We start from the raw sequence: 13,561 nt of genomic DNA on the forward strand, positions 1-13,561 counted from the left end.
CGCCGATCGACACGCGGAAATGCGCTACGCGCCCAGCAGTCCGCGGGCCTGCAGGTCGGCGAAACGGCCGGCATGGGCGACGCGGCCGCCGTCCAAAATCAGGATACGGTCGGCGCCGCGGATGGTTTCCAGCCGGTGGGCAATGACAATCCGGGTGCAGTCCAGCGAAGTCAGGGTGCGGATGGTCGCCGCTTGGGTGGCGTTGTCCAGCGCGCTGGTCGCCTCGTCGAGGATCAGCACATCGGGCTTGGTCACCAGCGCGCGGGCCAGCAGCAGCCGCTGCACCTGCCCGCCCGACAGCGTGCGCGAGGCATCGGCGATGGGGGTGCGCACGCCCAGCGGCATCGCCCGGATTTCATCGGCGATGGCCGACGCCGCCAGCGCGTCCCAGATTTCCGCCTCGGTCGCGTCGCTCAGGCCGCGGACCACGTCGATCAGCGCGCCCGGCGGCAGCTGCGCCCCCTGCAGCACGGTGCCGACCCGCCGCCGCAACAGCCCCAGATCGAGCGAGGACAGATCGTTGCCGTCATAGGTGACGCTGCCCACCCGTGGCCGCTCCAGCCCCAGCAGAATCCGGACGAGCGTGGACTTGCCGCAGCCCGACCGGCCGAGGATCGCCACATACTCGCCGGCGGCGATGGACAGGTTCAGGTTGGCGAACACCGGCGTCTCGGCCTGGGCGTAATTGAAGTACAGCCCGCTGACCGCGATCTGGCCGGACAGCCGGCCGGGGTCGATCCGTCCCAGCGCCGGCTCCGGCGCGCATTGCAGAACCGGATCGGCGAAGGCGCGGGCGGCGTAAACCTGATAGAAGGCGCCGAACCCGTCGCCCAGCGCCGCCGCCGCCCCGTTGGCGATCATATAGGCGGTCATCATCGCGACGATGCTGGCGCTGTCGGTCCCGGCGGAATGAAAGACCAGGAACAGCGCCGCCATCGCCAGCACCGGCAGGGCGGAGTTGACCGCCGCCATCCGCCCCTCGATCTCCTGCACCTCCATGCGCTTCTCGCGCATGCCGATGAAGCGCTCCGACCAATGGGTCAGCGCCCAATGCTCGGCGGCGGCCAGACGCAGCTTGGCGATGCCGGTCAGGAACTGCATCGCCAGGGAATCGGCCTGCCCGCTCAGCGCCTCGCCCACCTTGTAGACCCGCGCCCGCAGCACCGCCGACAGGACCGCCAGCCCCAGCTGCACCGCCAGCGCCAGCACCGCCACCACCGCGCCGGCGCCATGGAAGGACGCCATCGCGAAGATGCTGGCGGCCAGCACCGCGCCGGTGCCGATGCCGGCGACGGTGAAGCCCTGGGCGGCCAGCGGCAGGGCCATCGCCATCCCCACCCGCGCCGCCATGTCGCCGGCCGAATGCTGGCGCAGCACCGGCATCGGCAGCCGCAGCACCCGGTCCCACAGGCCGGCATGCAGCCCGGCCTCGCGCATGGTCTGCATGCTCTGCCGAGTCACCTCGCCGACGAGCTGGATCACCAGCGTGACCGCGGCGACGCAGCCCAGCAGGATGCCAAGCTCCAGCAGGCCGCCATGGTCGCGTGCCGGCACCAGCGACGAGAAGGCGAATTTCATCCCGAACGGGCTGGCGAGGCCGAGCAGCGCGCCCAGCGCCGCCACCGCCAGCGTCAGCAGCCAGAAGGATGGCGGGGTGCGGACGAAGCGCATCAGCGACCCGACGGTCTGCGGCCGGTCGGGCAGCGGCTCGACCATGGTCCAGGCCGACGGCGACAGCCCGGCGGCGACCGGCGCGGTGATGCGGACCGGCTTGGCGTCCTCGCCGGCCACCAGCTCATAGCCGCGCCCCTTCGGCAGCAGCGCCACCGGTCGGCCCTCCAGCGTCGCACCAACCAGCGGACCCAGCGGACGGCGCCACCAGCCTTCCGTCAGCGTCACCGGCCGCATGTGCTGGCCGGAGGCGCGGGCGATCTCCTCCATCGTCGGCTGCACGTCGAGGTCGCGCTCGCGCAGCAAAGTCGGCCGGCGCAGCCGCAGGCGGGGGTTGGTGCGGGCGGCGACCGCGCTCATCGCCGTGAACAGCGGATCGTGATGGCCGCCGTCCGCCGGCGCCGGCGGCTTGCGGGCATGGTCGAGCAGGCGCCCGGCCAGATGGACGAAGCGCTCGCCCTCCTCCGCCTCGCGCGCGCCGCGCAGCGACAGCCGCCCGGCCTCGTCGGCTTCGGCCAGACCGCGGGCGCCCATCAGCATTTCGCCGCAGGCCGCGGTCAGCGCATGGATGCCGGTCAGCGCGGCGGGCAGGTCGCGCGGCAGGGGCCGGCGGCCGAAGACGATGCGCATCGGCCCCGTCGCCTTCAGCCACGCGCGCGGCGGCAGCGGCATGATGCCCTGGATGATCTCCTGCTCCAGCAGCAGGGCGCCGGGGGCGGGCACCGCGCACCACAATCCGGCTTCCTGCACCATCACCAGCTGCCCGTCCGACAGCTCGACCGCCGCGCCGCTGCGGGCCTGCCGGTCGATGCGCTCCGGATGCCAGAGGATGGTGGCGATGCCGGAAATCAGGGTGGACGACCACGCTTCCATCCCGGCCAGCAGGGCGTCCGGCTCGATCTCCTCCAGCGGGTCGGCGACGGCCTCCAGCCGCGACCCGGCCGCCGGAACCGCGATCAGCTCCTGCATGAAGGCGTCGATGCCGACCAGCAGGCTGCCCGCCGGCAGGCGGCCGAGGAACAGGCGCGAGCCGGCGTTGGCGCCCATGGCAGCGACGGCGAAGATGTCGGCCTCGCCCTCCTCCAGGAACCAGACCGCCCCCGCCGGCTCCAGCGCCACCGCCGGCTGCTGGAAGGCGATGACCGGAGCGCCGGTCACCTCTTGACTGTCGGATGCCGGCAGGGCGGCTTCGGCTGCGGTCGTCATCGGCGGCTCATCCGGTCAGGCCATGCTCAGCATCAGCGAGGAAAAGGCGCCGGCGCGGCGCGCCAGCTCGGCCGGCGGGCCGGACTCGACGATCTCGCCGCTCTGCATCACCAGCACCCGGTCGCAGTCGCGGATCGCCGTCAGCCGGTGGGCGATCACCAGCATGGTGGATCCCCGGCGGCGCAGGTTGGACAGCAGCTGCGCCTGGGTGTGGTCGTCGAGCGCGGCGGTCGCCTCGTCCATCACCAGGATGCGGGGGTTCTGCACCAGGGCGCGCGCCATCTCGATGCGGGCGCGCTGGCCGCCCGACAAATTGGCCCCGCCTTCGCTGACCGGGGAGGCATAGCCGTCGCGGCGGTCGATGATGATGTCGTGGATCACCGCGTCGCGGGCGGCGGCGAACAGCCGCTCGTCCGACACCGTCGGGTCCCACAGGGCGATGTTGTCGCGCACGCTGCCTTCGAACAGCGTCACGTTCTGATCGACGACCTGCACGCTCTGGCGCAGCACCCGGCGCGGGATCTCGCGCAGCGGCTTGCCGTCGAGCAGCACCTCGCCCGACCAGGGCTCGTAGAGGCCGGCGGTCAGCAGCGCCAGCGTCGATTTGCCGGAGCCGGAGCCGCCGACCACCCCGACCCGCTCGCCCGGCTCGATGGTCAGCGACAGGCCGCGGATCAGCGGCGGCGCCCGGCGGGAATGGCCGAAGGTCACGTCGCGCAGCTCGATCCGCCCGGTCAGCCGGCGCAGCACGGCGGGGGCCTGCTGCGGCTGCGGCTGCCGGAACTCCTCGGCGATGGGATGCTGCATGGTGTCGTCGAGCAGACGCAGGTAGGAGCGCGCCTCCTGGATGCGGGCGCCGAGCTGGACAAGGCGCGACACCGGCGCCAGAAAGGCCGACATCAGCACCATGAATCCCATCATGGCGCCGATGGTCATGCCGCCTTCCGCGACGATGCCGCCGCCGACGGTGACCACGGCGGCCGACGCCACCCCGCCGACGAAGGCCGGCAGCAGCCGCAGAACGGCGCGGCGCAGCATCAGCGACTGTCGGATGTTCAGCACGCGGGCATGGCGGGCGACCAGCCGCTCGAACAGCAGCCGCTCCGCTCCCGCCGCGCGGTAGGTCTCGATCATGCGCAGCCCCTGCTTGGCGTCGGCGCCCTCCTGCGCCGTCTCGTTCAGCAGACGCTGCTGGCCCTCCTCCAGCTGGCGCGACAGCATGGCCAGCGCCAGCGCCAGGCTGGCGGCGGCGGCCACGGCGACCAGCGCCAGCGCCGGCTGGTAGAAGGCCATCGCCGCCAGATAGGTCAGCGCGGTCAGGATGGCGAACAGGCAGCCGCCGATCTCGCCGGCCAGCAGTTCGGCCAGACGGTCGCTCTGCATGATGCGGTCGGCGACGGCCGCCGGCCCGCGCTGGCCGAAGAATCCCATCGGCAGCCGCAGCACCCGCTCCATGAAGCCGATGCCGCCCAGCAGGGCCAGACGGGTTTCCAGCCGGTGCAGCACGCTTTTCTGCAACCATGTGAAGGTCAGCGTGACCGCGCCGACCATCAGCATCGCGCCGACCAGCGGGGTCATCCAGTCGGCCAGCCCGCCGACCAGCACGCTGTCCATGAAGATCTGGCGGAAGGCGGGGAACAGCATGCCGGGGATCGCCAGCAGCAGGCTGATCGCCGCGGCGAACCACACCGCCCCCCAGGATTTGCGCAGCCGCCGGGCGAGACCGCGCAACGCGCTGGGGGCCGAACCGCCCTTGCGGAACTCCGGCCCCGGCGCCATCAGCAGGGCGATGCCGGTGAACTGGCGGCGGAATTCGGCATCGTCGACGCGGCGCCGGCCGCGCGCCGGATCGTTCAGATACCACCAGCGCCCGCGCCGTCCCTCCAGCACCAGGAAATGGTCCATTCCCCAATGCAGGATCATCGGTCCGGCCTGTCCCTGCAGCCCCTCCGGCTCGGTGCGCACGCCGCGGGCCTGCAGCCCCAGCTCGCGCGCGGCCTGGACCAGATTGGCGGCGCGGCTGCCGTCGCGCGAGATGCCGCAGCGTTCGCGCAGATCCTCCAGCGTCAGCCAGCGGCCGTAATGGGCGGCGATGATACCGAGCGCCGCGGCGCCGCATTCCGCCGCCTCGATCTGCAGGATCGACGGGGTACGCATCTCAGGCTCCGGACGGGGCCGGCGCGGCCTTGGAAGCCTTGCCCTGCTCCGGCGCCACATCGGTCAGATCCAGCCGGAGCCATTGCTGCAGGATCGGCAGGGCCAGCGCGATCAGCCGGACCTTCTGCACGGTGATCTCCACCGACACCAGCGTGCCGCCATCCATCGAGAATTTCGGCGGATTGCCGGTGGACCAGCGCAGCGCGCCGGCCGCATCGCGCTCCAGCCGGATCATGATCTCGAAGGGGGTGCGCAGCGTCTTCTGGAATTCGCCGACCAGCGCGTCATTCTGCAGGGTGCGCAGCATGCCGACACTGCTGGCGGGGGTGTCGGCCACGCGGTCGACCCGCCCGATCAGGTGGCCATGCTCCTCCTTGCGCACCGACGCCGGTGACACGTCGGCCTCCATGCCGTGGCGAAGCTTCTTGCCGTCCTGCGCCCCGACATAGACCAGGGCCACCAGATCGCCACCTTGCCCGGCCAGCGCGCCGTCGCGCTCGATGCTGACGATCGGCGCCCCGCTCGACACCACCTGCCCGATGTTCGCCTTCGCCTCCACCACGCGGCCGCCATAGGGCGACAGCACCGCAGCATAGCGCTTCAGCCGGTCGCGGGCGGACTCCACCGCGCGCGAGGCGGTCGCCACCCGCTGCTCGGCGGCCAGCATGTCCTTCTCGCGCTGGGTCTGGCGGCGGGCGGCGTCGAGCGTCATGGTCTGCAGCTCGTTGCGCTGGGCCTCCAGGTCGGAGCGGATGGTGAACAGCTCGATCTTGGCGGAGATGGCGCGGTCGCGGGTGATCAGCCCGCGCTCGGCGAGCTGGCGGACCAGCTCCTCGCGCTCGGACATCATGCGCTGGCGTTCCTGCAGCGACGTGATGTTGCCGTTGACCGCCTGCTCGCGCGCCTGCCGCCAGACCTCGTCGGCATGCAGGTCGCGCTCCTGGAAGCGTTGCATGTCGTCGCGGGCGGCGATGGCGTCCTGCAATTCGCCCTCGGCCTCCGCCAGCTTCAGCTTCTGCTCGCTCTGGTCGACCAGCGCGACGACGTCGCCGGGGTGGATCAGGTCGCCCGGCTTGAAGCGGATGTCGTTGATCCGGCCGCTCGATTCCGACACCACGTCGATGACGCCGCCCGGGCTGACGAGGATGCCCTGCCCGGTGATCTTGATCGGCACGTCGGTGAAGGACGCCCACACGACGACGCCGACGACCAGCAGGGCCAGCGTGACGCAGAAGGCCAGCACCGGCGGCCGCACCACCTCCAGGGCGTCGTCCACCTGCGACACGGAGGTGGCGGCCTCCGCGGCCTCCGCGCGGAAGCCGGCCTTGCCGGTTTCGCCGCCGGAAGCGGCCGGACCGCCGCCGCCGGCCGGCGACGTCGCCGCAACCGGCCGTTCCGTCGTCGCGCTGTCGCTCATGCCGCCGATCCGCCCGGCATCACCACTTCTTCATCTTCTTCTTGATGGAGTTGGTGACGCTCTTCGCGGTGTTCGACACGCTGTTGACGGTGCTCTGCGCCGTGCTGGACACGTCGTGAACGGCCGACTGCGCGGTGTTGCTGACCGTGCTGGCGGTGTTCTGCGCCGTGTTGGCGACGGTGTGCGCCGCATCGGTCACCGCCGGGGCTGCGGTGGTCGCGACCGACTGCGCGGTGTTGGCGACCGTGTGGGCGGCGTCGGTGACGGCCGGAGTGGCCGCGGCCACCGCCTGGGCGCCGGCATGTTCGAGCGGAGCGGTGTTGACCGTGACCTCCTGGCCCACCGTGACGCCGCCGATGCCGATCGCCGCCGTGGCGCCGAGCCCGAGCGTGACATGGCCGTCGGAATAGCCGGCGGTGACCTCGGTGCCGGCACCGACCGATCCGGAATCGATGACGCCGACCGTGGTGGTGCTGCTGATGTCGTTGTTGCCGGCGGTGACCGAGGCCGTCACCTCCACATAATTGCCGGCATAGGTGCTGACGTCGCCATGGACGCCGCTCGCCCCGATGGAGCCGCTGACCTCGGCGCCGGCACCGACCGCGATGGTCTGGGTGACCGAGCCCTCCACCGTCACGCCATGGCCGACATTGCCGCCGACCGTGGTTTCCGTGGTCACCGAAACGCCGACCGAGCCGGATGCCGAGGCTTCCACCCCGGTATAGGACACCGAGACGCTGGCGCTGCCGCTGGCGCCGGCCTCATAGCTGATGGTCTGGGTGACCGGCCCGTTGGTCACCGTCACGCTGCCGTGGCTGCCGGCAAAGCCGTCCGCCGTGGCGGTGACGCCGCCCGACCCGACGGTAACGCCGGCCGACCCGCTGGCGCCGGCCCCGACCTCGGTGGTCACGGTGGCGCCGCCGATGTCGTGGCTGGAGGAGGTGGAAACCCCGACGCTGCCCGAAGCGCTGGCGACCTCGACCCCGACGCTGACGCTGACCCCGTTCTCATCCTCCTGCGCATGACCGGACTGGGCGTTGGTCGAGCCGGTTCCGCCCACCACCACCAGAAGCTCGTCATCGGAAATGTCGACCATCGCCGCCTGCGTCTTGCTCATGCCTGCAATCCCTGGTTATTGGATGATCGGAAGTCATTCGCCCCGGCTTTCACCGCCGCCGGGATTTGCGCGAGGTTTGCGCCAAATCTTTTGTATGGGCACTAACCGTTTTGGGTAATCCCATGTTTATGGGAGAGCTGGCGAAACCGGGATTTTCGCAAGTTATGGTGGCGTATCGCCGATGCCTGTTCTATCGGATGCTTTAAAAACCCGGCAGGCGGAATGGCAGATCGATGACGACGCGGGTACCAATCGGGCCGGTGACCAGGGTCAGGTCGGCGCCCAGCGACGCCGCGCGCTGGCGCATGTTGTTCAGCCCCTTGCCGGGCCTTGCGGCGGCGACTCCGTCCGGAATGCCACGGCCTTCGTCTTTGACGACGATGCGGACCGCGAAGCGTCCCTTGTCTTCGGGGCCACCATCCGGCGCCGGCGCCATGGCGATGCTGACCCGGCGGCAGCCGGAATGGCGCACCGCGTTGGTCACGGCCTCCTGCAGGATGCGGAACAGCGTCAGGGCATGTTCCGACCTGAGCCCCTCGATGTCGGGCAGTGGCGCCATCTGCCAGTCGAGTTCCATCCCCTGGGCCTGGAGCTGGGGACCGATGCGCTCGTGGAACTGCGCCAGCATCATGCCCAGGTCGTTGCCGACATCGTCCAGCGACGCCACGACCAGCCGCAGATCGTCCAGCGCCTGCCGGGCCGCCGCAGAGATGCGGCGGTAGTCATGCTGCGGCAGCTCGCACTGGGCGACGATCGACACCAGCTGCCCGGCCAGCCCGTCATGCAGATCGCGGGTCAGGCGCAACCGTTCGCTTTCCAGCGCGACGGCGCGGGTCTGCGCCTGTTCGCGGGCGAAACTGGCCCGCAGTTCGGCCTCCGCCGTCGCCACCTCGCGCCGCAGGATGTCGTTGAAGCGGCTGACCTCGCCCAGCGCCTGGGCGAATCGCCACATCAGCGTCGCGCTGACCACCGTCATCAGCAGCGGCGCCATGTAGCGGGTCATCGACGGCACGCGCAGGTCCAGAACGCCGGTCACCGCCAGGATGTCATGGCCGGCCATCAGCACGATGACGATCAGGCCGCCAAGCACGAGCTGGGCGGCGGCATGGTTCCGCCGGATCGCCGCCGACAGCACGATCCAGCCCGACCAGCCCAGCATCGCCACCGCCCAGGGGATCACGACGACGAGCCACAGCCACGCGAACCATGGCTGCAGCGTTGGCGGGTCGAAGGCGGCGAGCAGGAATGCGCCGGCGACCACCGCCGGAGCCACCAGCAGCCACCGGAGCGGAACCGCCAGTTCGCGCCCGACCAGACGGGACATCACGAAGGGCAGCAGCGCCCCCTGCCACTGGCCGGCGAAATTGACGACGCGGAACAGCCGTTCCAGCCCGTTCGGTTCGCTGCTGAACATCGGCAGGCCCTGGAGAACGCCCAACCCCAGGATCAGGCTCATCACCAGATGGATCGGCTCGTCGCGATGGCCGGCCCACACGATCAGCAGCGACAGGCACAAGGCCGCCTGCCACGCCACCAGCAGGCGCGGCAGCGTGACCATCATCCATTCGCGCTGGCTGTAGGCGGGACGAAGCAGGCGGTCGGGGCCGACCACCACCGTGTCGAGGAAGCCGCCGGACTGGCTCCAGGCCGCGATGCGGACGTCGATCCGATTCTCGCCATTCTTCAACAGCGGCCGGGGGATCGGCTGGATCAGCGGCAGCGACTGGTTGACGACCACGTCGGACTGGATGGTCACGCTGTCGACCAGCAGCGCCCCGTTCAGCCACAGCGTCGCGTGCCCGGACAGGATCGGCACGTAGATCGACCAGCGGCCCTCGTCGTCCGGATGGTCGCCGGGATCATGGTGGCCGGCATCATAGTGAAAAGTCAGGCGGAACAGGCCGGAACAGCCGACCGGATCGGGAACCGCCTTGCAGCGGTAAGGCAGCGGAACGGCGGCGGCCCCCGGCGGCATCGTCTCGGGCGGCGGAGTTTCCATGGCCTGGTCCATGGCCACCGGGGCGAAGGTCGCCTCGGCGACGGCCAATCCGCCGTCCGGCATCTCCGGGGTCGCCGTCACCAGCCCGAGACCGAACAGCGCGGCCAACCCGTAATACAGGAGCAGCAGCGGGCCGCGGCCTCTCAGCCAAGCCCGCAGGCGCCGCGGCAGGGACGGACCGGGCGCCGGCAACCCGGCGATGTGCTGGCTCAAGTGCGTCAGTCCGACAGCTTGATGATTCTCCGCTCCACCGCAGTGTAGACCGCTTCGCTTCGGGAATTAACCTCAAGCTTGCGGTAGATGTTCTTGATGTGGCTGGGAACCGTCTGCCGGCTGATGCCCAGCCGGGCCGCGATGTCGTTGTAGGTGAAGCCTTTGGCGATGCCCCACAGGATGTCCATCTCGCGCGGGGTCAGGGCGGGGGGCGCCTCCTCCGCCATGACGGGCGGCGCGGTCTGGGTCTGCCGGATGATGTGGCGGGCGATGGAGGCGGAGATGGGCGACCGGCCGTTGGTCAGGTCGTGGACCGCCGCGATCAGGTCGATCGGGCGCGCGTCCTTCAGGATGTAGCCGGAGGCGCCGGCCCGCACCGCCTGCATCACCGACGTCTCGTCGCCCAGCACGGAGATCACCATGATCTCCGTTTCCGGCATGCGTTGCCGCACCTCGCGGATCAGATCGCTGCCATGGCCGTCGGGAAGCTTCAGGTCGGTCACCAGCACGCGCGGACGGCTGCTCTCCAGCGCCGCGCGCGCCTCCGCCAGCGTTCCGACCGAAGCCTGCAGACGGATCCCCTCGCCCGCGGCCAGCGATGCGGCCAGGAAGTCACGGGTCGGCGCGTCGTCCTCGACAAGGACCACGGAGATGACGCCGCCGGTTCCGGCGGCCGATCGTGCCTGATCCACTGTGACGACCCCATGCGGACTGTCGGATCGAACCTTCGATTCAAACCTCATCATAGCGGGCCGTTGCCCGAAATCGCCATCCCATGAAAACGGGATGCCGCCCCCGGTATGCAGTCTGTCACCATGCCTCCGCATGCCATGCACCGGCCGGCAGGATACGCGCCGCCGCCACGACGACCGCAACCGGGACCGCCCCAGAATGCCCACCTCCCCTGCCGCTTCGCTCTCCGACTGCGAACCGCCCGCCGACGCGCTGGAGGAGTGGCGCCGCATTGTCGGGCCGGAGCATGTCCGAACCGCGGAGGCCGAGCGCCTGGACTGGGGCCGGCGCACCTTCGCGCCGGATGTCCGGGTATCGGCCGTCGTCAGTCCCGGCGATGCCGACCAGACCGCCGCCTGCCTCGCCGTCGCCACCCGGCACCGCCTGCCGGTCCATCCGGTCAGCCGCGGCGCCAACTGGGGGCTGGGGTCGCGGGCGCCGACGCAGGACGGGGCGGTGGTGCTCGATCTCCGGCGGCTCGACGGCATCTCCGGCTTCGATGGCGAGCGCGGGCTGGTGCGGGTCGAGCCCGGGGTGACCTTCCACGCCCTGGCCGCCTTCCTGGCGGAGCGAACCGACCGCTTCTTCGTCCCGGTCATCGGCGGCCCGGCGGAGGCCAGCGCGCTCGCCAACGCGCTTGACCGCGGCGACGGCAGCATGGGCGAGCGCTGGACCTCGCTGTGCGAGCTGGAGGTCGCGCTGCCGGACGGCCGGCGGCTGCAAACCGGCTGCGGACCGCTGGGAGCGGAGCGGACGGTCGGGCTCGACCCGGCGCCGGCCGGGCCGCTGATCGACGGTCTGTTCAGCCAGTCGAACCTTGGCGTGGTGACCAGCGCCGTCATCCGGCTGGAGGCGATGCCCAGCGACCTCGCCATCCTGTCGGTGGACATCGGCGGCCTCGACGCCCTGCCCGCCTTCCTGGAGCTGTGGCGCGACTGCCAACGCGAGCAATCCCTGCCCGACCGGTCGCTGACCCTGTGGAACGGCATCAAATGGCTGGCGCTGGACGATGTCCGCGCCTCCGTCCCGACCGACCGGCTCGCCCCGGCGGCCCTGAACGAGTGGCACGCCTCCGCCCTGATCCGCGCGGAGGCGCCGGAGGTGCTGGAGGCCCGCGCCGGCCGCCTGTCCCGGCGCTTCGCCTCGGTGTCCCAGGCGGTTGAACTGGACATCGCCCGGCGGGACGGCGCCTGGATCGAGGGATACGAGGATTGGCTGGGCGTGCCGGACGGACGCAACCTGCGAACGGTCTATTGGCGCAAGGATCGGCACCCCGACCTCGCGGCGGCCGATCCCGACCGCGACGGCTGCGGCCTGATCTGGCTCTGCCTTGCCTTTCCCTTCGAGTTCGGGGCGCTGGCCGATTACCTGACCTGGGCGCGCGAGCGGCTGGAACAGGCCGGCATCGACCTCAATGTCGGGATCGAGTCCAACGGCTTCCGCTGCCTGCTGACCTATTTCACCCTGGGATTCGACCGGATGATGCCGGGTGCGGACGAGGCCGCCCTCGCCGCTTACCGGGATCTGATCGGAACGGCGCTGGAACGGGGCTTCGCACCTTACCGGCTGGCGAACGGCTTGCCGGTGCCCGAGGCGCTGCGCCGATCACCCGCCGCCGCCTTGCTGACGGAGCTGCGCGCGGTGGGCGACCCGGCCGGCATTCTGTCGCCGGGCCGCAACGGCCTTGGCTGAGCCCATTTCCAAATCAGGAGGGCCACTGCCGCCACAGCTTGGCCGCGCAGACGGCCAGCGGCACCGACAGGGTCGCCCAGCACAGCCAGTCCCACACCCCGTCGCCGAGGATGGCGGCGGCAAGCCCGATGACGGAGAGCACGGCCAGCGCGGCCGGAATGCGCCAGACCCCGGTCATGCCTTGCTCCCCAGCCTGGCGCCGGACGCGCCACTCCCGGCGGATGCCGCCCGCGCCCGCGGCCGTTTCAGCCAGACGATGAAGCCGGTCACCGTCACCACGCCGGTGACGATGGTGAACAGCGCCCAGACGATCTGCAGCGGCAGCCCGCCGTAATCGCCGAAGTGGAACGGCCCCGACAGCATCAGCACCGTCATGTACCAGGGCGTACCGGCCGTCTCCGCCACCACGCCGGTCTCGGCGTCGACGAGCGCGACGCTGAGCAGCCGCTGGGTCAGTTCGGTGTGGCCGCGCACCATCACGCTGAAATGGCGGCTGCCGGCATATTCGTTGCCGGGATAGGCGATGAAGGCCAGATCCTTGCCGGGAAAGGCCGACAGCCCGGCCTCGGCCACCCGGTCGATCGACACAGGACTTCCGGTCATTGGCTCGGTATGGCGGGCGGTCATCGCCGCCAGTTCGGTCTTCTGCCAATAGCCGGTGATCAGCGGCGAGAAGGACAGGATGGCGCCGGTCAGCCCGACGACGAAGGCCCAGACCAGGGTCGCCACGCCGAACAGATTGTGCAGGTCGATGTTGCCGATGCGGGTTCCCCGCCCGAAGCGCAGGATGCCGAAGGCCAGCTTCTTCATGAAGGGTCCGTAGACGACCAGCCCGCTGACCGTGCTGACCACAAACAGCAGCCCCATCACCCCGACGAACATCTGGCCGGCGAAGCCGGTGAACAGGTCGACATGCAGCTTCAGCAGGAAGCCGACCAGCGTCTCCTCCGGCTGCTTCAGCATCTGGTTGGCGCCGGTGAAGCCGTTCAGCACCACCCAGCGCCCCAGATCGAAGCCACTCTCCCCGGGCGGGCTCAGATAGATGTAGTTGACCGCCTTGTCCTCCGGATCGAAGGACAGCAGCTTGGGCTCCAGCGCCGGATCGGCCTTCCGCGCGATGTCGACCAGCGTCTGGAGCGGCAGGCGGACCTGCCCCTCCGTATAGCTGCTGTCCAGCTCCTCCCCCATCAGATGCTGGATCTCGTGGTGGAACACCAGGATCAGCCCGGTCACGCAGAGGATCAGCAGGTTCGCCGAACAGATCAGGCTGGTCCAGCGGTGGACGAGGCGCCAGCCCCGCAGGCTCGCAGGCGTCATGACGGCTTCCTTTGCCAATGGGGAAGGGGAAGAGTCGGCA

At 70.6% G+C, this 13,561-nt stretch carries 9 protein-coding genes; 1 reads left to right on the plus strand and 8 read right to left on the minus strand.

The window, feature by feature from the left end:
- Positions 1 to 24 precede the first annotated feature (24 nt).
- From M5E06_RS28135 to M5E06_RS28160, 6 genes are all read right to left on the minus strand, one after another.
- Positions 25 to 2,877 carry an ATP-binding cassette domain-containing protein gene (locus M5E06_RS28135; RefSeq protein WP_252141082.1) on the minus strand — a complete coding sequence of 951 codons (2,853 nt, stop codon included), beginning with the start codon at positions 2,875 to 2,877 and terminating at the stop codon, positions 25 to 27.
- 15 nt (positions 2,878 to 2,892) lie between these two features.
- Positions 2,893 to 5,094, minus strand: coding sequence for an NHLP family bacteriocin export ABC transporter peptidase/permease/ATPase subunit (locus M5E06_RS28140; RefSeq protein WP_502802017.1), 2,202 nt, complete (start codon positions 5,092 to 5,094; stop codon positions 2,893 to 2,895).
- Positions 5,036 to 6,451, minus strand: coding sequence for an NHLP bacteriocin system secretion protein (locus M5E06_RS28145; RefSeq protein ID WP_252141084.1), 1,416 nt, complete (start codon positions 6,449 to 6,451; stop codon positions 5,036 to 5,038). Before M5E06_RS28145 ends, M5E06_RS28140 begins: the two co-directional genes overlap by 59 nt.
- 19 nt (positions 6,452 to 6,470) lie before the next feature.
- Positions 6,471 to 7,568, minus strand: coding sequence for a hypothetical protein (locus M5E06_RS28150; protein ID WP_252141085.1), 1,098 nt, complete (start codon positions 7,566 to 7,568; stop codon positions 6,471 to 6,473).
- 202 nt (positions 7,569 to 7,770) lie between these two features.
- On the minus strand, positions 7,771 to 9,780 hold the full coding sequence (locus M5E06_RS28155; RefSeq protein WP_252141086.1) for a sensor histidine kinase: 2,010 nt from the start codon (positions 9,778 to 9,780) through the stop codon (positions 7,771 to 7,773).
- A 5-nt stretch (positions 9,781 to 9,785) separates the two neighbouring features.
- Positions 9,786 to 10,472 (minus strand): response regulator, encoded by a 687-nt coding sequence (locus M5E06_RS28160; protein ID WP_247871056.1) that lies wholly within the window; start codon positions 10,470 to 10,472, stop codon positions 9,786 to 9,788.
- A 199-nt stretch (positions 10,473 to 10,671) separates the two neighbouring features.
- Between M5E06_RS28160 and M5E06_RS28165 the strand changes: the two genes are divergently transcribed.
- The gene (locus M5E06_RS28165; RefSeq protein WP_252141087.1) at positions 10,672 to 12,204 is read left to right on the plus strand and encodes an FAD-binding oxidoreductase; all 1,533 of its coding nucleotides are present in this window, start codon (positions 10,672 to 10,674) and stop codon (positions 12,202 to 12,204) included.
- 13 nt (positions 12,205 to 12,217) lie between these two features.
- Here the strand turns inward: M5E06_RS28165 and M5E06_RS28170 are convergent, their stop codons facing one another.
- Positions 12,218 to 12,382: a hypothetical protein gene (locus M5E06_RS28170; RefSeq protein WP_169054732.1), complete on the minus strand. Its 165-nt coding sequence runs from the start codon at positions 12,380 to 12,382 to the stop codon at positions 12,218 to 12,220.
- The gene (locus tag M5E06_RS28175; RefSeq protein ID WP_252141088.1) at positions 12,379 to 13,521 is read right to left on the minus strand and encodes a PepSY-associated TM helix domain-containing protein; all 1,143 of its coding nucleotides are present in this window, start codon (positions 13,519 to 13,521) and stop codon (positions 12,379 to 12,381) included. The genes M5E06_RS28170 and M5E06_RS28175 overlap by 4 nt, the downstream gene beginning before the upstream one ends.
- Positions 13,522 to 13,561 lie beyond the last annotated feature (40 nt).

Source organism: Azospirillum sp. A1-3 (genome assembly GCF_023806445.1).
Classification (GTDB): domain Bacteria; phylum Pseudomonadota; class Alphaproteobacteria; order Azospirillales; family Azospirillaceae; genus Azospirillum.